Source organism: Paraburkholderia polaris, from assembly GCF_012927345.1.
In the GTDB taxonomy this organism is placed as follows: Bacteria; Pseudomonadota; Gammaproteobacteria; order Burkholderiales; family Burkholderiaceae; genus Paraburkholderia; species Paraburkholderia polaris.
Genome location: NZ_JABBGJ010000017.1, coordinates 82,590 through 102,819, shown reverse-complemented (window position 1 = coordinate 102,819; position 20,230 = coordinate 82,590). Strand labels below are relative to the sequence as shown.

Sequence of the window (20,230 nt, the reverse complement as noted above, 5' to 3'; positions counted from 1 at the left end):
GCAAGAAGTCGCTGCCGCCCCGAACAGAGGCAGCGCTAATAAACCGCTCGGAAAGAAACGCAAAAATCGGAAACACCAAAAACAACAAGACTGATTGGTAAAACCCAAAATCAGGAAGACGAAGGCGACTTCCTCGGCATCCCAAACCCACCCAGCAGCGCAGCCAACGGCTGCTTGGAAGAAGACTTCTGCGGAGCCGCAGCGGAAGAGGCGGCCGCCTCTTCAACTTTCCGAACGGAAGCCGCCGACGGCTCATAAGGCTTGAGGAAGAAATCATCCACAGGCTGCGCGCGATGATGATGCGGCCGATCGAACGAACCCGAGGACGAAGCGCCTGAACGCCGGCGACCGCCCCGCTCGTCACGACCCTCTGCACGGCCATCAACACGCTCACGCCGCGGCGGACGCTCTTCATGGTGATGCCGCACCGGCGTGTCCACAGTCAGGTGTTGCACATCCAAAGGCCGCTTGATCAGCTTCTCGATATCGGCAAGCTGCTTACGCTCATTCGGGCTGCACAGCGACAACGCATCGCCCGACGCGCCAGCACGCCCGGTGCGCCCGATCCGGTGCACATAATCTTCCGCATTGAACGGCAGATCGAAATTGATCACGGCGGGCAGCTCGGCAATATCCAAACCACGCGCGGCAACGTCAGTCGCCACCAATGCCTCGATCTCGCCACGCTTGAACGCATCCAGAGCCTGCATCCGTTCGTTCTGGGTACGGTCGCCGTGAATCGCAGTGGCCACTACGCCATCGCGCTCCAGGCTCCGCGCCAGACGGCTCGCGCCGATCTTGCTGTTACAGAACACGATCACCTGCTTGAGGCCGCGGTCACGAATCAACTTAACGACAGCGCCGGTCTTGTCACCCTCGGCGACCTCATAAACGATCTGCGTCACATTGGTCGCAGTCGAATTGCTGCGCGCGACTTCGATCGTCTGCGGGTCGCGCAGATACGTGGCGGCAAGCTTCTTGATTTCGCCCGAGAACGTGGCCGAAAACAGCAGCGTCTGACGTTCCTTCGGCAGCAGGTTCAGAATGCGCTGCAGATCCGGCAGGAAGCCCATGTCGAGCATCCGGTCGGCTTCGTCGAGCACGAGGATCTGCACCTGGCCGAGGTTGGCGGTTTTCTGTTGCACGTGATCGAGCAGACGGCCCGGCGTGGCGATCAGAATTTCGACGCCGCGGCGCAGCTGCTCGGACTGCGGATTCATATCGACACCGCCGAACACTACGGCGCTGCGCAGCGCCGTGTGCTTGGCATACGACTGCACGTTCGCCGCCACCTGGTCGGCGAGTTCGCGGGTCGGCGTAAGGATCAGCGCGCGCACCGGATGGCGGGCGGGCGATGCGCTCGTGCTGGCCTGCGCAAGCAGACGCTGGATGATCGGCAGCGAGAAGCTCGCGGTCTTGCCGGTACCGGTTTGCGCGGCGCCCATCATGTCACGGCCGGCCAGCACGACGGGAATCGCCTGCTCCTGGATCGGCGTAGGGATGGTGTAGCCCGATTCTTTGACGGCTTTCAGGATGTCGGGCGCGAGACCGAATTGATCAAAAGTCGCAGTGCTGGGCGTGACGGCTGTGTCGGACATGGTGGCTTTCGCTAAAAATGCGCTTGGCGCGGTGCGCGCGGCAGCGGTCGGAACCGCAGAGGGCATCAGGATGAAGGCGGAGCCACGGCGTTCCGCACGGGACCCGTCAGTATTACGGGAAAAAATGCGGCCGGCTCCGGCCGGCGGAAACACCCGCCGGAAAGGCCGGTATTGTAGCACTTCAGCAAAAACACTCATGGCGCATCTGCCGGCTTTCTGCTTACGCAGACGAAAGCCGGCCGGCGAGCCGCTCACCGGGCCGTCCGCGCCGGCTCCGGAAGACAGCCAGCGAGGGTCGGAACGCCTCGCACGCAGCGTAGTGCGCACGTGCGACAGATGCATGACAGTCCGGTTCGCCCCAACCCCGCCGCAGGATGTCCGACGCGGGTGCACGGACAGCGCACACCACGACTGAGCCCCGAATACCCGAAGAAGACGCGAAGACCCGGAAGGCGACCGCATCATCGTCATGCGCCGCCGCACTGCCCCGTCACCACGTCTCGCGCATCACCATCAAGCGCATCTCGGTCATATCCTCGATCGCATAACGCACGCCCTCGCGCCCGAGTCCGGAATCCTTCACGCCGCCATAAGGCATGTTGTCGACCCGGAACGACGGCACGTCGTTGATCACCACGCCGCCCACTTCGAGCACATCCCATGCGCGGTGCGCATGGGCGAGCGAGTCGGTGAACACGCCGGCCTGCAGGCCGAAGTCGCTGTCGTTGACGGTGGCCAGCGCGGCGTCGAAATCGTCGAAACGCTCCAGAATCGCCACCGGACCGAAGGCTTCCTTGCGATAGAGATCGGTGTCGCGCTTCACGCCTTCGAGCAGCGTGGCCTCGAACATCGCGCCTTCCACCTTGCCGCCCGCGACGATCTTCGCGCCAGCCTGCACCGCGCTGTCCATCCAGCCGGCGAGGCGTTTGGACTCGGATTCGGAGATCATCGGCCCGACAAAGGTCTTTTCGTCCTTCGGATCGCCCATGACAAGCGACCTGGTCTTCGCGATCAGCTTCTCACGCAGCGCGTCGTAGACCTTCGCATGCACCAGAATCCGCTGCACGCCGATGCAACTTTGCCCCGACTGATAGAACGCGCCGAACGCCAGCCGGTCGACCACGTAGTCGAGCTTCTCGCCCTGATCGCCATCGACGATCGCCGCCGCATTGCCGCCCAGCTCCAGAATTACCTTTTTCTTGCCAGCCTTTTTCTTCAGTTCCCAGCCCACCGCGGGCGAGCCGGTGAAGGACAGCAGCTTGAAACGCTCATCGGTGGTGAACAGATCAGCGCCGTCGCGATGGGCCGGAAGAATCGAGAACGCGCCTTTCGGCAAGTCGGTTTCCGCCAGAATCTCGCCCATAATGAGCGCGCCGACCGGCGTGCGGCTTGCCGGCTTCAAGACGAACGGCACGCCCGCCGCGATCGCCGGCGCGACCTTATGCGCAGTCAGGTTCAGCGGAAAATTGAACGGCGAGATAAACGAGCACGGACCGATCGGTACACGCTTCACATAGCCGTGATAGCCCTTCGCCCGCGGCGAAATCTCCAGATTGATGATCTCGCCGTCGATGCGCACCGACTCTTCAGCCGCCACCTTGAACGTATCGATCAAACGCGTGACCTCGCCTTTCGAGTCGTTGATCGGCTTGCCGGCTTCGATACACAGCGCAAGCGCCAGTTCGTCGTAACGCTCGCGGAACCGCTTCACGCAATGTTCGAGCACGGCTTGGCGCTTGAACGGCGGAAACGTGCGCAACGCCGGCATCGCCTCGACGGCATAGCCGATCGCTTTGTCGATCGCCGTCGCGTCCGCCATCGCCACGCGGGTCGCCACCTCGCCGCTGAATTTATCCGTGACTTCGAGATCGGTGTTGGCGGCCACCGCAACGTTTGCGAGGTAGTACGGGTAAGTCTTGTTCAACATGACGCGTTCTCCTTGATCCAATACCTGACATCCGCCATGCAGCGAGCAAGGGCTATGCCCCGCTGCCGCTCGTGGCTGTTTCGTCCATCACCGTTGCGCTCATAGTTGTGCGGAGAGCCGCTTGATCTCGCGATTCAGGACGCGCTCGTTGTCCGAGTAGTCGATCGGCAGATCGATCACATGCACACCCGGCGTTGCGAAACATTCGCGCAGCAGCGGCGCGAATTCCGCGGCCGATTCAATGCGATGACCCTTCGCGCCGTAGCTCTCTGCATACGCGACGAAATCCGGGTTGCTCAGCGTCATGCCGTAGTCCGGGAAGTTCATGTTTTCCTGCTTCCAGCGAATCATGCCGAACGCGTCGTCGCGCAAAATCAGGATCACCAGATCGAGCTTCAGACGCACTGCCGTTTCCAGCTCCTGCGAATTCATCATGAAGCCGCCGTCGCCGCACACCGCCATGACCTTGCGGTCCGGGTGCACGATCTTGGTCGCGATCGCGGACGGCAAGCCGGCGCCCATCGACGCCAACGCGTTATCGAGCAGCAGCGAATTCGGTTCGTGCGCGCGGTAGTAGCGCGCGAACCAGATCTTGTACATGCCGTTGTCCAGACACACGATGCCGTCCACCGGCGTGGTCTCGTAGACGTCGTTGACGATCCGCACGGGGTACATCGGGAAACGGTCGTCGTGCTGGCCTTTGACCAGATGCGCTTCGAAGTGCTGCTTGATCTCCTTGAAGCGCGTGAAGTCCCAGTGCTCCTGCCGCTCCTTGAGACTTTCCTTGAGCTGCCACACCGCGTTGGCGATGTCACCGACCACTTCGATCTGCGGGAAATACACCGTATCGACTTCCGCGCCGAGAAAGTTGACGTGAATCACCGTCTTCTCGCCGGCATCGCCGCTGCGCATGAAGAACGGCGGCTTTTCGATCACGTCGTGGCCGACATTGATGATGCAATCCGCGTGGTCGATCGCGCGGTGCACGAAGTCGCCGTCGGACAAGGTCGCGTTGCCGAGCCACATCGGGTGTGATTCATCGATCACGCCTTTGCCCATCTGCGTCGTAAAAAACGGAATGCCGATCTGGTCGACGAATTCGCGCAACATCTTGGTGGTGGTCTTGCGGTTGCCGCCCGCGCCGATCATCAGCAACGGATGCTTCGCCTTCGTGATCGCCTCGACCGCACGCGCCACCGCTTTTTCTTCGGCGACTGGACGGCGGCTGTAGCTCTTCGGAATCGGATGGCCGTCGCCTTCTTCGTGCGCGACGTCTTCAGGCAATTCGAGGTGCGTGGCGCCAGGCCGCTCTTCTTCCGCCTGACGCACCGCCTCGCGCACCGCGGCTGGAATGTTGGCGATCGAGACGATCTGCCGCGTGTACTTGGTGAGCGGCTCCATCATCCGCACCACGTCGACAATCTGAAAATGCCCCTGCTTGCTCGACTTGATCGGCTTTTGTCCGGTCACCATCAGCATCGGCATGCCGCCCAACTGGGCATACGCAGCGGCGGTCACGAAGTTGGTCGCGCCCGGCCCGAGGGTGGCCAGACACACACCGGTGCGCCCGGTCAGACGCCCATACGTGGCGGCCATGAAACCGGCTGCCTGTTCGTGACGCGTAAGAATCAGGCGAATTTTCGAGCGGCGCAGCGATTCGAGCAGATCGAGATTTTCTTCACCGGGGATGCCGAACACGTACTCGACACCTTCGGCTTCCAGCGATTTGACGAACAGGTCCGATGCTTTCATGGAGGGTCTCGCTTGATGAAACGGACGCGGGCCATGAGCCCGCCCGTTGAGGTCCGGTATCGGACGATCGAAGACGACGACAAAGACGGCCAACGCGACGCGTGCGGCGCGCGGCATGGCAGGTCGGTACAGCGGATGCCATGCCGGACAGCTTACTACTCGAACGGAAAGGATGCGCGCAGGCGGGCAGCGCCGCAAGGCAGAAGCAAACGTAAGGTGAGGCAGGCGGCGTCTTTGAAGAAAGACGACGCATCATGCTCAGCGATTGATGGTGACGCAGTCGGACAGCATCGGCGGGGCGTTTTCGCCGTCCGTCGCGTCGTACAGGTCGGCGCGCGGGCCCTTGGTCCACCAGGTGTAGCTGCCGGCCTGATACTTCGCGCCGGAGGCCGATATCGTGTTGACGAACAGCAGTTGCTGGCCTTTTACAGGGACGAGCGCAAAGCTTTGGCCGTTCGCCGTGTTCCAGTAGGTCACTTGCAGAATCTTGCCGGTCGCACAGGTGTATTTGTGCGTCTGGCGATTCTTGGCCTGAATCTCGGCGAGGTTCAACGGCGCGGCCCATGCATTGCCGTACAGCGCCGCGAGACCCACTCCCATAGTGACTGCAACAAGCCATTTCTTCATGAGATGCCTCGATCGTTGTTGCACATCAAGCACCGGCGGCGCGCCTTGCGCTGCGACAGTGTTTGCCGCCGGGGTTGCGGCTCTGTTGCGAGTCCGGAACGCTCACGGACGCCATCGTGAACCGGTCGTGGATTGCTTATGGATCGATCACGCTGGCGCAGGCGTCGGTCGGCGCGGCGGCCACATGCCCGACCAGCGGCACGATCTTCAACCCAGCGGATGCAACCCGGCACGGCGCAGCGGCGAGACCGCACCCTGTCAGCCCAGCACAGAGCGCGAGCAGCACGCCAAATGCGCCGAAACGGCCCAACCTTCCAAACCGCATGTTCTTGCGGGACTCCAGGGTCATACATACCTCTACGTCGACGAACTTCATAAGCCGGGTTTTGCGCGCAACCAGCTTGCGAAACGCGCGGTGACCGCATGGCAGATCAGCATCACACGTCAATGTGCTGCGGCAATCCGCAGCACGCATCGACGCGCGTTACTTCGTGGAAACCGGCCGTACCGCCGCCGCGGCCTGCTTGGCGCGCGAGCGTGCTTCGTCGATTGTCTCGCCGGTGGCGAGCGCCACGCCCATGCGGCGCTTGACGAAGCTCTCCGGCTTGCCGAAGAGACGCAGATCCGCATTCGGCACGGCCAACGCCGCGGCGACGCCTTCGAAAGCAATAGCCGTCTCGTCCAGACCGCCGTAAATCACCGCCGACGCGCCCGGCGCCCGCAGCGACGTATCCACCGGCAAGCCGAGGATCGCGCGCGCATGCAGTTCGAACTCCGAGAAGCGTTGCGAGCACAGCGTGACCAGACCCGTATCGTGCGGACGCGGGCTGACTTCCGAGAACCATACGTCATCGCCGCGCACGAAAAGTTCCACACCGAACAGACCCCTGCCGCCCAATGCCGCAGTCACCTTGTGCGCCACTTCGCGCGAACGTTCCAGCGCGAGCGGACTCATCGGCTGTGGCTGCCACGATTCGACGTAGTCGCCCGCCACCTGCACGTGGCCGATCGGGTCGCAGAAATACGTGCTGACTTCGCCGCTCGCCGGATCGATCGCGCGCACGGTCAGCTGGGTGATTTCGTATTCGAAGTCGATAAAGCCTTCAACGATCACGCGGCCGTGATTCACGCGGCCGCCCGCCATCGCGTATTGCCAGGCGGTTTCGACATCCGCGTCGCTCTTCAACACCGACTGCCCCTTGCCCGACGACGACATCACCGGCTTCACGACGCACGGATAGCCGACCTTGGCGATGCCCGCGCGCAGTTCCTCGAGTGAATCGGCGAACGCGTACGGCGAGGTCGGCAGGCCGAGTTCTTCAGCGGCCAGACGGCGGATGCCTTCGCGGTTCATCGTAAGTTGCGTGGCGCGCGCGGTCGGGATCACTTCGGCGAGGCCGTCGGTTTCGATGGCGGCGAGCGCGTCGGTTGCGATCGCCTCGATCTCGGGGACGATCAGATGCGGGCGCTCCTGCTCGACCAGCGCGCGCAATGCAGCGCGGTCGGTCATGTCGATCACGTGCGAGCGATGCGCGACCTGGTGGCCCGGCGCGTTCGGATAACGGTCGACGGCGATCACTTCGACGCCCAGCCGTTGCAGCGCGATGATCACTTCCTTGCCGAGCTCGCCGGCGCCGAGCAGCATGACGCGCGTGGCGGATTCAGAAAGGGGCGTGCCGATCCGTTGGCCGATCTGCATGGGGTCTCCAGATAAAAGTCGGATGAGAGTGGGATTGGGTAGAACACGATGTTAACATGCGCACCCCGAACCGCACCCGATGCGCCGATGTCGTGAGCCCCGCGCCGCGCCTTGTTCGCCGGGTCCGCGTTGCTATCCGTACGTAAGGCGCGCAGAGGGCGCTGCGGCGCACGCTGCGACGCACGTGTTTAAGTCCGCTCTCACGCCGTTGCGCTCGCGTGCGGCGAGCTTAGTGCGTTACCCTTACGCCTTCGCCAGTTTGAAGAGGAATGACGCCATGCTCCAAAGCTCCTCCGCGCGAGGTGTTGCGCGCTTCATCCCTTATGCGCGCACGGCCATCGCCGCGTTGAGCGTCGCCGCGCTCTGCAGCGCGTGCGCCATGCCGAAGCATCTCGACTCGGAAGCCGCACCTCCCGATCCGTTCAACCCGGCCGCGACCCAGTTGCTCGACGACACCAGTTGGGTACTCAGCGGGTGGAAACAGGCCGACGGCACAGCACGCGCGATTCCGTCTGCCGATCAGGGCGCGCCGATCACGCTCGTACTCTCCACCGACAAAGGTCAGCGCCACGCCAGCGGCTTTTCCGGCTGCAACCGCTACATGGGCTCGTATGCGCTGAAAGACGGCAAGCTGAGCTTCGGCACCCTGGGTGGCACGCGCATGGCATGCATGACGCCGGGCGGACAGATCGAAGGTTCGTATCTCGACGCGCTGACGCACATCGACCGCACCGGCGTGCAGATGCGTGCGCCGCAGCAGATGCAACTCGTGCTCGATAACGGCGACACGCTCACGTTCGACCGCAGCGTCAAGTGATTAGTACGCGGATCGTTCCATTTGACGCAAGCATACTTGTGTCTGCCTTCGAAGCATCGCGCTTCGCCGGTTAAACTCGACGGATTGCGTTCTTGCGCGTCCGTCATTTGTTGATGTCTAGTATGCACACGGTAGTTTTCGGCTGGTTCGGCGGGTCAGCCGTCTGGTTTATTCCTCTTTTGTGGCGCCTCGTGAAGTCGGTGCTGCCGGGCGGCGCAGGTTTGCGCGGCCCCGGCACGATCCGCCTTTGGCTCGGCTTCGTCTGCGTGATGCTGGCGAGCTGCACGCTGGAGGCGTCGCTGATCGGCGCGGCCGGCGTGAATGGCTTCGGCCATGCGCTGGCGGCGGGCTTCGGTCATCTGCTCGGCCATATCGGCACGCCGCTCGCGGCGCTCGCCCTGCTCGTGATCAGCCTGCCCTGGCTGGTCGACTTCCGCTGGCGCGACGTCGCCGTGTGGGCCGATGGGGCATTCGGCCTCGGCCTGTCACGCGGCCTTGCCAAACGCGACGAGGAAGCGCGCCGCCATCGCAGCGTCGATGACGGTTTGCCGTCGCACGTGTCGCCGTCCACCAATACGATGGCGCCAAAAAGCAATGGACGTTATGCGCGCCCGACCGTCTGGCGGCCGCCGGCGAGTGGCCGTGTTGCGGCTGCGGCTGGCGGTGCGGCTGGTGCAACAGGCGCAGCTGGCGCAGCGACGACCAGGGACGCAACGGCGCGCGGCGCCGGGGCGAATTGGCGCACCGGCGCAGTGAAGACGCGCAGTCAGGCTGCCCAAGCGGAGCCGGTGCTGCGTACATCCGCCGGGACGCCGCCGCGCCAGCCGCCGCGGCCAGTGCCTATGCAGGCGCAGACGCCAACACAGCCGCACTCGCTGAACACGGACAGGGCTGCATGGATGCCGGCCGAGCCGGTTGCGCCGGCCGGATGGCTGCGTGAGCCGGCAACCGCGCCGCGCGCGACCACAACTGTAGCCGGTTCGACTGCGGGATCAGGAGCGACAGCGACTCTGGCTCGCGATGGCGCATCGCAGGTTGGTCGACGCTCGGCTGGCGAGCAACGTCGGGTGGGATCGCCGGCGGCTGGCTCGGGCATGATGGGTGGTGCCGGTTTCGCGGATGCAGTCGCCACTTCGGCTGCTGCGGCACAGACGACACAGGCGGCGCACGCCATGGCGGCAGCGCGGATGGCACCGGGTTCGACAGCCGGATCGGCGATGAACGCCCCGGCTAGCGCAGGCCGTCCGTCGACTACCCAAGGTTCAGCCGCTGGAGGATTCCAAGGAAGTCGCTCCACGGCGGCCCAGCAGCCATTCCCGCCCGCTTCGCGCGCGAACACCAACATCACGCCGGCGCAGCCCACGCGGCGCCCTGCATCGTTCAGTGCGCCGGCACCCAGCTATACGCGACCGATGGCCACAGCGCAAAAGGTCACGCCGCCCGCCAGCGTCCAGGAGACGCTTCGCAGCATCGCGGAAAACGCCGCACGCTGGACCGATATCGCCGGCGTCAGCCTCGCGCGCAGCAGCGGCGCAGACAACACGATGGCCACGACGACTCCGTTGAGCACCGAGCCACCGGTCGAGGCTGGGCACTCGGGCTTGGCTTCGTCGCGTGTAAGCGAGATTGAACAGGCCGCAGTCCCGGGCGCCAGCATGCCTTCGCAGAACGAAGCCGAAGCTGCGCCGACTCATACGTCAGCGCAGCGGGCGGTTGAAGCGCAGCCGCCAGTTGAACCGCCGCGGATGGAAGCCGCATTCGAGGCGCCGATCGAGAAAAGCATCGAGCCCGTCGTTCAATGGCCGATTGAGCCGCCGATCATCCAGACACCGTTGGTCGCCGCAGCGGCGCCCACATCCGCATTGCCATCGACACTTGCAAAAGCATCGGCGCCAGCGGAGACATCGGCATCAGTACAAGCACAGGCATCGGCACGAGCAGAAGCACCGGCGGAGGCAGAAGCACAGGCACAGGCAGAGGCATCGGCACAGGCAGAGGCACCGGCACAGGCAGAGGCACCGGCACAGGCAGAGGCACCCGCACAGGCAGAAGCACCCGCACAGGCAGAGGCGGCACCAGCACCAGCACCAGCACCAGCACCAGCACCAGCACCAGCACCAGCACCAGCACCAGCACCAGCACCAGCCAAGCAGTATGCAGCACCGGTACCCACGCCCACACCGTTTCAAATCTTTGCAGCCCAGTTGGAAGCGAGCGGCGCGCAAACGGACGTGTCAACATTTGTTGAAGACGAACCGACGCAATTCCCGAATCAGAGCGACAGCAATGCAAACGCACCCGCTGAACGCGAGCAGCCGATCAATCAGGCTGCGGTGCCGTCACAGGTGGCAGCATCGGATGTCGCCAACAGCGCCGTTCCCGCAGAAGCAGCGCGTGCCGAAACTTTGCGCACTGAGCAGGGGCAGCCCTTTGATCAGCCTTCAGCGTATTCACAAATTGCAGCGTCGAATGGGGCTACTACTGCTGATAAAGCGGTCGTAGCGCACGTTAGCGAAATGCGCGCCGAAGAAGTGCAGTCGTCCAGCTCGACCGCCGCACCGTCGCAGGACACAACGACGCACGTTGCGCAGATCACCCCCACGCACGCGCACACCGCGACGCTCGTGCCGATGCATCACGCCACGCCGCCATGGCACGTCGCGAGCGCGAGCGAAGCAGCCGCGCCAGTCGAAGCGGAAACGACGGACACCCCTGCCCTATCGGACGTATCGGACGTATCGGACGTATCGGACGATTTGAACTCGTCAGCCGCCTCGGACGCTTCGACCGTCGCCGCAGTAGAGCTGCAGAGCAGCATATCGCACGCGTCGAACGTGGTTCGCTTCCCGCGTTTCGCGGTTCAGGCCGCTCCGGTAACCGCTGCCGCCGTCGTCGACGAAGCCGCCCGCGGGCTGGCTTACGCACCGAGCGGACCGGCAGCACCGGCAGCACCGGCAGCACAGGCAGCACAGGCAGCACAGGCAGCACCGAGCGTACCAGGCACAACGGCCGCACCGAGCATTCCCGCCACCCACACCGCACCGTCTGCAGCCTACCTCGCAACCGAATCTTCGCCCGAGTCCGCCGAATCCGCCGAGCCAGCGGAACCCGCCGAACCCGCAGTCCAGCGCACGCCGCTGCGCGGCCACAGCCCGGCCAACGGCTTCGAATTCCGCGCACCCGCGGCATCGATGGTCGAGTTGCCGACGCTCGATCTGCTCGCGTGTGCCGACACCGACGTCGAACCCGTTTCAGAAGAAAAGCTCATCGAAACCGGTCTGCTGATCGAGCAGCGGCTGCAGGAATTCAAGGTGCCGGTCACTGTGGTCGGCCATTCGGCCGGCCCGGTCATCACGCGCTTCGAAGTCGAGCCGGCGCTCGGCGTGCGTGGCAGTCAGATCGTCGGCCTGATGAAGGACTTATCGCGCGGCCTCGGTCTCACATCGATTCGCGTGGTCGAGACGATTCCCGGCAAGACCTGCATGGGTCTCGAGTTACCGAATGCCAAGCGGCAGACGATCCGTTTGTCCGAAATTCTCGAAGCAAGCGTCTACCAGAACTCGCATTCGCAGTTGACGCTGGCGATGGGCAAGGACATCACCGGCCATCCGGTGGTCGCCGATCTGGCGAAAGCGCCGCACATGCTGGTTGCAGGCACGACGGGTTCGGGCAAGTCCGTGGCGATCAACGCGATGATCTGCTCGCTGCTGTACAAGGCGACGCCCGAAGAAGTGCGGCTCATCATGATTGACCCGAAGATGCTGGAACTGTCGGTGTACGAAGGCATCCCGCATCTGCTCGCGCCGGTCGTCACCGATATGAAGCTGGCGGCCAACGCGCTGAACTGGTGCGTCGGCGAAATGGAAAAGCGCTATCGGCTCATGTCCGCGGTCGGCGTGCGCAACCTGGCCGGCTTCAACCAGAAGATTCGCGATACGGAAGCCAAGGGCAAAAAGCTCGGCAACCCGTTCTCGCTGACGCCGGAAGCACCCGAGCCGCTCGCGCCGCTGCCGCTGATCGTCGTCGTGATCGACGAGCTGGCCGACCTGATGATGGTCGCGGGCAAGAAGATCGAAGAGCTGATCGCGCGTCTCGCGCAGAAGGCGCGCGCCGCCGGCATTCACCTGATTCTGGCGACGCAGCGTCCGTCGGTGGACGTGATCACCGGCCTCATCAAGGCGAACATTCCGACGCGCGTGGCGTTCCAGGTATCGTCGAAAATCGACTCGCGCACGATTCTCGATCAGATGGGCGCCGAATCGCTGCTCGGCCAGGGCGACATGCTGTTCCTGCCGCCAGGCACGGGTTACCCGCAGCGTGTGCACGGCGCGTTTGTCGCCGATGAGGAAGTGCATCGGATCGTCGAGTATCTGAAGCAGTTCGGCGAACCGCAATACGAGGAAGGCATTCTCGACGGGCCGGCCACCGAGGGCGCGTCGCCCGATCTGTTCGGCGATTCGCCAGATGCCGAAGCCGATCCGCTTTATGACGAAGCGGTGGCCTTCGTGGTGCGCACGCGGCGTGCGTCGATCTCGTCGGTGCAGCGGCAATTACGCATCGGCTATAACCGCGCGGCGCGGCTTGTCGAGCAGATGGAGACGGCGGGTTTGGTGTCTGCGATGGGGATTAACGGTAGCCGTGAGGTATTGGCGCCGGGCGCGGCGGAATGAGTATGCGGCGGGTGGAATTGCTGCAGGTAGGAAACGGGCTGCCGCCGCCACGTAGTGACAGGTAGCAGTTCTACGCCGCATCAGAAGAAGGCGCGGCAACCGCGCCTTCTAGCTTGTCCATAGCAGCTTGTATCTAGCTCTAGTCGACTATCTGAATATTCGGACCTGGGTAAAGGAAGAAAGGATAGTGCCCGCGACTGAACTTGAGAACATCGAGCGGTCCGGTTAGGGCGCTCATTTCCTTGCTCCAATTCCCATACACGAACCAGCTCCCATTGATCGGCAAAATCGCATAGCGTTGTGCGTTGCTCGCCAACGCGTCCGCCAAGCTGTCGCCCGGATCAGCATTTAAAAATGCGAAGTAGTCGTCGACACTGTGCTCAGGGCCAACGAAGAAAGCTGGATATTTTTTGAAATGGTGATGGAAATAGGTGAACGGATCCGGACGGAGGGCAAGTACGACGAAAGTATCCGCGCCCTCGAACGCCAGGAGCGCACGAATAAAGAAGAAAAATGTCGGGGTAGAGATATCGATCGAGTCGAAATAAAGCGTCGGTTCGGTCCGCGCAGAGTGGGCCAAAGTCTGGATCGCCGCATTCGCGCGATCCCATAACGGCAAGAAATCTTCCAGATTGTTTAGAAAGTTGCCTTTTTGTCGATTCATTTTTTTCCCATCCAAAACGAATTTTTAATCAAGCTGATCTGCCGCCCACGACCCACGGCGATATCAATGTATTACCGGATGTGATCCGCTCCAGCGGAGTCTCATCCACCTGTATCCACTCTTTTTGACGGCTCGCATAAAGGCGCGACAATCGCGCCTTTTGGCTTGCTGACGACAGCCTGTATCTATAGTTCTATTCAACCATCTTGAACCCTTCCCCCGGATCAACAAAAAATGGATAGAAATTGCGGGCAAACGAAAGAATTTCCGGAGGGCCCGATAACACGCCCATCTCCCATTTTCTGTCCGCATACACGAACCAATCTCCAGGGATCGGCAACACAGCATATCGTTCTGAGTTGGCCCAAAGACAGTCCGCCGGGCTGTCGCCAGGATCCTTTTGCCATGACTCAAAGAAGTCATCATCGGTGTGTTCAGCACGATGCACAAAACCAGGATACTTGCCAAAATGAAAGTGAAAGTAACCAAACGGATCCGGCTTCAGTACTAGCGAGGCAAAATCCCCCGCGCCCTTGAAGGCAAGCATGGCTCGAACAAGATCGAAGAATTTTTGAGTTGATATATCGACGGCATCGAAATAAAGCAAGTCCGTCGACGGAATGTTGACCAGTGCTTTCGTACTTGCATTCGCACGCTCCCACAGCGGCAAGAACGTCGCAGAATCACTAATAAAGTCAATATCGCTCATTTTGGAAGTCGTATCTTAATTGTGCCGCGCGGTGCGCCGGGGGGAACATACTCAGCGGTAGGATATCCTGCATTGGAATCTTCCCGGACGGTGTAACGGGCCCCATCCTTTGAAAAAATATCTGCTCTGCCATCCTTACTAAGAGTCTTCACATAGCCGCTCTCTACAAGGTTAGCTTCGAATTCCGCCTTGCCTACATCAGTTCGGATGTTGCGAATACTACCCCCCACCGTGATATCAGTGTATTCCGACGTAATCCGCCCCGGCGGAATCCCATCCACCTCCGTCTCAGCCGCGGGCTTGCACATCTGCTTGATACGGTCCCAGTTCTCCGCCGCTTTCCTTGCGCCTTGACTGATGCCGTATTTGACAGCCGGATTATTGACGAGTCGCCAGACAATCACGATTCCCCGTGCCGCGCCGTCAATCAGCCCCGCCGAAAAATGGCAACCACCACAAACAGTCGAAGTCGAAAGCGAAGAAGCACCGAGAAGCCGACGTGCGCCCTGAAGATTTGCCGGTGGCGCTATAGGCGAGTCCCCATAGTTGTAGTTATCAATCCACTGATTGATTTCCTCGTCGCCGACCGGAATATCCGTACCGTCGTTCAGGTCGAGCAGACTGCCGTTTCTGGCAACCGTGCCCGTACGTGACACGACCTGACCATCGGGCGAATACGTGAACCTGACTTTTAAAATGCGCCGGACACCACCGTTCGCAGGACTTGCATCCTCCTGAAACTTGAAGAGGTCGATTCGTCCACGCCGGTCGTAGCGCAGGAAATAGTCGCCGGTCGGGTTGTAGCCGTACTCGATCCGGTGAGCGGCATCGCGCGAAATCGCCTCACTGGCGACGTCTTGCTCCACGGGATAGATTGAAAATACATTCCCGGTCGCATCACGCGTCACGACCCATTGAGCAACGACCTTCCCAGCGGCGAGTTGCTGGGCAAACGACAGCCGATTCGTCGCGTCGTACGTCATGCCGTAGGCCGTCGTCACGGCGCCTTCAGGCTTCGGTGCATCGAAGCCCTGGATTCCGGTCGCGTCGCTCGTCGGCGTCTCGGCGATGCCTGTCGTGTTGCCGCGAGCGTCGTAGACGAATGACTGAATGAGGTTCGGCGACGCAATCATCGACGGACGCAGGCTCGTCGCATCGGCATAGCGAATCGTGGATATCGAAGTCGCCGAGCCGCGCTTAACGGTCGCCTTGATTGGACGTCCCGCATCGTCGTAGCTGTATTCCGACGTTCCGCCGCTTGCGTCGGAATCTTTCAGCAGATTGCCCGACGCATCCCATGCGCTGCTCGCATTTCCCGCCGCCGACGTGCTAGTGGTCGGCCGCAGCACGCCGCCAATCGACGACATATTCAACGTGGTGGTGCGCTTGCTGCCAGTAATAACCGTCGAGCCGATGCTATACGCGAACTGCACATTGCGTGCAGAGTCAGGATGGTCGACCGCCACCGCCCGACCTTGCGCGTCATAAGTCCACGCCGCGACACGCGTGCCGACTTCGTTGATCTCTCCCGTCAGCGCATTCTTGAACCGGGAATCTTCATAGGCGTAACGGTGCGTGTACCCATCCGGCCACGTAACAGAAACGAGATTGCCATTCGCGTCGTAACCGTACTGCGTCATCCTTCCCAAAGGATCGTTCAGGCGAGACAGACGACGCTTGTCGTCATAGTCGAGTCGAAGCGTAATGTCTTTGTTCGCGTCCGTGCCGGCAGCATGCTGAGTGATGGCGGTTAACAGGCCCGATGCATCGTAGGTTGCCGTGCGGATAAACCGGGTCTTCGTCTCCTCCGACAGCAGGACCCCTTGCGCCGAGTACGACTCGACTGTCTCCGTCTGAAGATCAGTAAGCGTCCAGCCGGACGCGTTCTGCGCGAGTGCGAGACCAGTAAAGCCAGCCGTGCGCCAAGTGCCCGCCGACCAGTTGAACGTGACAGGCTCACCATTCGCGCGATACGCAATAACCTTTGATGAACTGCCGCTGCTCGCACTTGCGAGGTCCAGGCTGCGCTGCCAGCTATGGAACCAGACCGGTCCCATCGAGATCGCATTCTTCGCAAGTGGTTTGGAGCGATAGGTGCGCGTGAACGGCATCGGAATATCGTCGCCGCTGACGAAATCCGCTTCCGTCAGCGTGACCGCGCCATTGCCGGGATAAACCGGATCGGCTACCGGACAGCTTTGTTCTGGCTCATCCGTCGCAGGAACGGAACACCATTGGTCGATCTGCGCGATGTCGTTGATGCACGCATAGTTCCCCATGCCACCGGGTGTATTGCTGACCACGTCGAGGCGGCAGGACTTGGTACCGGGCGTTGCGCCCGAATTTGAGTACAGCGTGAAGCAGTCGGTCGCGTTTGCACCAAACGCCACCAGTAACAACATGAATGCGGCGAGGAAGCGGCACCGCATGCTGGCCGAGCCACTCTGGCATGTCCGGAATTTCATTTTTCTCCCTTTAGTTGTTCGTTTCGCCGATGAAGGCGAAAGCATTTTTAAGGAGAGTGAAATATTTTTATATACGACAATTCCGAAAAATCTGATTGCGTTGCAGTCGGTCTGTGGTTCTTGGCAGGAACGAAGAGACGGCGTCGCATTGACCGTGCATGACCGAGCCACCACCACAGAGATGAGCGTGGCGATGAGAAAAAGGCGTGGATCGCTTCACGCCTTTATTTCTCACAGGGACGCAAAGCCCCCTCAACGCTACAGCGACTACCGCATGGTTATGCGCTATGCGTCAGCATTGGTTAGCGGTGCGACAGACATGCTTGCGCTCGTTGCAGCATGTGCTATTGCTGCACTAGCAAGCAGGCCTGCGGCATGCTTCGCGGTGATACGGCTTTCAGGTACACCTTTAGCATCAAGCGCGATGACCTGATACAACTCGCGATCACGCACAAGATCACTTTTATATCCTTCGACCGTCTCTACCAGGAGTTCCAGCAATGCGCGCTGGCTTTGCCGTTCGTCGCGTGTCACGGTCGGGCATCGATAGATTGTGCTTGCCAGATTAACCAGCCGATTAAGCTGGCCAAGTTGCTGATCGCATAAGTGGAAAGTTGAAAGCGCGAGCTTCTCGTACTGAAGTGCGTCGACCGGGGGACGTGACGCAGTTTGAAGCTGTTTAGTGATTTTTGTCATGGTGCGATTTCCGGTTCGTTCCTGAATCGCCCGACACTTGCTAACAGATAGGGTGAGCGGGCACGTAACAAAGTTGGCAGACCGGTACTGAAACCACAAACCGGCAGACCCGAAGGTCTCCTTGCTACAGCCCGCCCATGGAAAACAGGCGTGCGGATGCAAACGCACGACCTGCCGAAGCAGGCGCGCGGGTTTCAGTGACTCAGGCTGCCAAGCCTGAACCGTCGTTGTCTCGACGGCTTTCTGAGTATAAGCCGCACGATGTAGCACGCGCTTACCCGCGCAGGCTAAATCGGCCCGGTCGATATTATTTCAGAAATTTCTGTCCGAAACTTCGGAAACGTTGATTAAGAGCTGTCCAGAACCGCCCCGACGGAAGCATAGCCCAAGGCGGCGGCAACAACTTAGAAGCCCGCTGTCATCATCGCCGTTCGGCTCTCCTCAAAAACAGCATTGCCCGATGCGGCCCGTCTTCTAGCACGGCGCCCGCCCGCAACCCCACCTCACGAAGGCGACACCAACTTGAAGTCCACCGGCGAATCGATCTCAATCCGCTTCGGATTAGCTTCGAGCAAGCCGCTCTGCTGATCGCGCTTGAACACATACACCGTGCCGCTGTTCTGATTGCCGACGATCAGCCAGTTGCCGGTCGGGTCGATCGCGAATTCGCGCGGCGACTTGCCGAGGCTCGGCTGATGCCCGATCTTCTTCAGATGACCGTTGGCCGGATCGACCGAGAAGATCACGATATCGTTCGCATCGCCGCGATTGGTCGCGTACAGGAAACGCCCGTCCGGCGACAGATGAATCGCCGAGCCGCCCACGGCGCCCTTGAAGCCAGGCTCGGTCAACGAGAGCGTCTGCACCTGCGTGAGCTTGCCGTCGGCGTAGTTGAAGGTGCTGACCGTGCCGGCCAGTTCGCTCGTCAGATACGCATGCTTGCCGTCCGCGCCGAACACCAGGTGACGCGGGCCCGTGCCTGCTTTCTCCTGGGTGTAACGCCAGTCGGTCGGGCCGAACAGGCCGCGGCTTCCGTCCGGCGTGTACCGGTACGAGTAAAGCTTGTCGGCGCCCAGATCCTGCGCGAACAGGTAGTGACCGTCCGGCGAGAACACGGTGGAGTGAACGTGCGAGTTGTCCTGACGTCCCTTCACCGGACCGCCGCCTTCATGATGCACCGTGAGCACCGACGCGCCCACCTGGCCATCCGCCTGCAACGGGAACACCGCGAAGCTGCCGCCCGGATCGGCCGCCACCGAGTAGTTCGCGGTCAGCAGATATTTGCCGTCCGGCGACAGGCTTAGATAGCACGGGTCATTGCCGTCCGACGAGACCTTGTTGAGAAAGGTCAGCTGGCCGCTCGCGGCATCGAAGCGAAACGCGCTGATGCCGCCGCGTTGCGTCGCCGGACCGTTGTCGCCGGGCAATTCGTTGACCGCATAGACGAAGCGCCGGTCGCGGCTCACCACCAGGTACGACGGGTTGACTGTCTGCGCGACCGACACGCGGGTCGCTTCACCCGTCTTCGTGTCGAAGCGATAGACGTACAGGCCCTCGCTCTTGCCCCCGGTGTAGGTGCCAACCAGCATGTCATAGACGCCGTCGGCGGGAGCCGGGCCGGAATCTTGCGCAAACGCATGCGAAGCAACAATCGAGACCATGAGCACGAAACCTTTTATTATCGAGCGGGCGGAGCGCAGAGGAGCTGGCCGCCCGTCGCGCCATGAGGTGGATTGAGCAGCAGAAGGCAAAGAAGAGTTTGAAATGGCGTGCACTGCGACCCGGTGACTACGAAGCATATGACCTCCTGGACATCGGTTATTCGGTTGATTCGGTTGTAATGGTGTCTCTGGTCCGCCGCGCAATCGGTCGAATTGTTTTATCAAAGCAAGTATAAGTTTTTTCAATCGCGTCTCACGCATCTCACACTACGGAGTCTTCATGAACGTCACACTCAGCCTGGGCCCGCTGGTTTCGTTGATCGCCGGTATTCTGATTCTCGTCATGCCGCGCCTGTTGAACTACATCGTCGCGCTCTACCTGATCATCATCGGCATCATTGGGATTTTTGGCGTGGGGGCGTCGCACTTCTAGGCGACGGCAGTCAGCAAGATGAGCAGGAAGGGACGCGCGACCGGGTGCAGTGCTGGCCCGGTAACGTCTTGCACGAATCGGGTGCCGGGATGGGAAGTGGCGCGCGGATTGATGGCGGCTGCGGCAGCGCAACAATTGGCACAGCGAAACGGTACGTGCGCGACAGATCCGCGCCAGACACGGAGCGCCGGATGCAAGACAGCCGCGCGGCGCAAGCCGCGCAACGGATGGTCAGCCGTTCGAAAGCTGGTCGAGACGCAAGCGCCCCTGCAACGACAATCCGCCGACGGCATAATGACCGTCACCTTCCTGATGACGCCGGAAGCAGGCCCGTTCGATCAGAAAGGCCGCCGCGGCCAGCATGCCGTTGCGGCTCAGGCCCAGCCGGCCATGTTCGAGCGGCAACATCGAATCGTCAGCCAGTTCGCTGGCGGCTGAGAGAATCGTGATGCAATCGGATTTCGACGGGTTCAGCATAGCTTCGGTCCTCGAAAGTGGCGTCTGCATGCGCC

General features: G+C 61.6%; 14 protein-coding genes and 1 pseudogene. 3 read left to right on the top strand and 12 right to left on the bottom strand.

Annotated features, from left to right (window positions below; translation table 11 throughout):
- Positions 1 to 110: 110 nt before the first annotated feature.
- From HHL24_RS17450 to purT, 6 genes are all read right to left on the bottom strand, one after another.
- Positions 111 to 1,598, bottom strand: coding sequence for a DEAD/DEAH box helicase (locus tag HHL24_RS17450; protein WP_169486679.1), 1,488 nt, complete (start codon positions 1,596 to 1,598; stop codon positions 111 to 113).
- A 490-nt stretch (positions 1,599 to 2,088) separates the two neighbouring features.
- A complete protein-coding gene (locus HHL24_RS17445) occupies positions 2,089 to 3,525 on the bottom strand; it encodes an aldehyde dehydrogenase family protein (RefSeq protein WP_169486678.1) in 1,437 nt (478 codons plus the stop codon).
- 99 nt (positions 3,526 to 3,624) lie between these two features.
- Positions 3,625 to 5,277, bottom strand: a complete 1,653-nt coding sequence (locus HHL24_RS17440) for an acetolactate synthase large subunit (protein ID WP_169486677.1) — start codon at positions 5,275 to 5,277, stop codon at positions 3,625 to 3,627.
- Positions 5,278 to 5,535: 258 nt separating this feature from the next.
- Positions 5,536 to 5,904, bottom strand: a complete 369-nt coding sequence (locus tag HHL24_RS17435) for an MliC family protein (protein ID WP_169486676.1) — start codon at positions 5,902 to 5,904, stop codon at positions 5,536 to 5,538.
- 136 nt (positions 5,905 to 6,040) lie between these two features.
- On the bottom strand, positions 6,041 to 6,253 hold the full coding sequence (locus HHL24_RS17430) for a DUF6726 family protein (protein WP_407947512.1): 213 nt from the start codon (positions 6,251 to 6,253) through the stop codon (positions 6,041 to 6,043).
- A 135-nt stretch (positions 6,254 to 6,388) separates the two neighbouring features.
- Positions 6,389 to 7,603, bottom strand: coding sequence for a formate-dependent phosphoribosylglycinamide formyltransferase (gene purT, locus HHL24_RS17425; RefSeq protein ID WP_169486675.1), 1,215 nt, complete (start codon positions 7,601 to 7,603; stop codon positions 6,389 to 6,391).
- Positions 7,604 to 7,880: 277 nt separating this feature from the next.
- On the opposite strand from purT, the gene HHL24_RS17420 reads away from it, so the two are divergent.
- On the top strand, positions 7,881 to 8,420 hold the full coding sequence (locus tag HHL24_RS17420; protein ID WP_169486674.1) for an META domain-containing protein: 540 nt from the start codon (positions 7,881 to 7,883) through the stop codon (positions 8,418 to 8,420).
- A 3,125-nt stretch (positions 8,421 to 11,545) separates the two neighbouring features.
- Positions 11,546 to 13,090 (top strand): annotated as a pseudogene (locus HHL24_RS45080) (DNA translocase FtsK); the annotation flags it as partial.
- 139 nt (positions 13,091 to 13,229) lie between these two features.
- Here the strand turns inward: HHL24_RS45080 and HHL24_RS17410 are convergent.
- From HHL24_RS17410 to HHL24_RS17390, 5 genes are all read right to left on the bottom strand, one after another.
- Positions 13,230 to 13,754, bottom strand: coding sequence for a hypothetical protein (locus tag HHL24_RS17410; RefSeq protein WP_169486672.1), 525 nt, complete (start codon positions 13,752 to 13,754; stop codon positions 13,230 to 13,232).
- A gap of 193 nt (positions 13,755 to 13,947) precedes the next feature.
- The gene (locus HHL24_RS17405; protein ID WP_169486671.1) at positions 13,948 to 14,463 is read right to left on the bottom strand and encodes a hypothetical protein; all 516 of its coding nucleotides are present in this window, start codon (positions 14,461 to 14,463) and stop codon (positions 13,948 to 13,950) included.
- Positions 14,460 to 16,973, bottom strand: a complete 2,514-nt coding sequence (locus HHL24_RS17400; protein WP_230417493.1) for a DUF6531 domain-containing protein — start codon at positions 16,971 to 16,973, stop codon at positions 14,460 to 14,462. The genes HHL24_RS17405 and HHL24_RS17400 overlap by 4 nt, the downstream gene beginning before the upstream one ends.
- 240 nt (positions 16,974 to 17,213) lie before the next feature.
- Positions 17,214 to 17,624, bottom strand: coding sequence for a hypothetical protein (locus HHL24_RS17395; protein WP_169486670.1), 411 nt, complete (start codon positions 17,622 to 17,624; stop codon positions 17,214 to 17,216).
- A gap of 503 nt (positions 17,625 to 18,127) precedes the next feature.
- Positions 18,128 to 19,423, bottom strand: coding sequence for a lactonase family protein (locus HHL24_RS17390; RefSeq protein ID WP_206002900.1), 1,296 nt, complete (start codon positions 19,421 to 19,423; stop codon positions 18,128 to 18,130).
- Between the two features lie 142 nt (positions 19,424 to 19,565).
- On the opposite strand from HHL24_RS17390, the gene HHL24_RS17385 reads away from it, so the two are divergent.
- A complete protein-coding gene (locus HHL24_RS17385) occupies positions 19,566 to 19,718 on the top strand; it encodes a DUF3096 domain-containing protein (protein WP_073429502.1) in 153 nt (50 codons plus the stop codon).
- A gap of 231 nt (positions 19,719 to 19,949) precedes the next feature.
- On the opposite strand, the gene HHL24_RS17380 is transcribed toward HHL24_RS17385, so the two are convergent.
- Positions 19,950 to 20,195, bottom strand: coding sequence for a hypothetical protein (locus HHL24_RS17380; protein ID WP_054035019.1), 246 nt, complete (start codon positions 20,193 to 20,195; stop codon positions 19,950 to 19,952).
- Positions 20,196 to 20,230 lie beyond the last annotated feature (35 nt).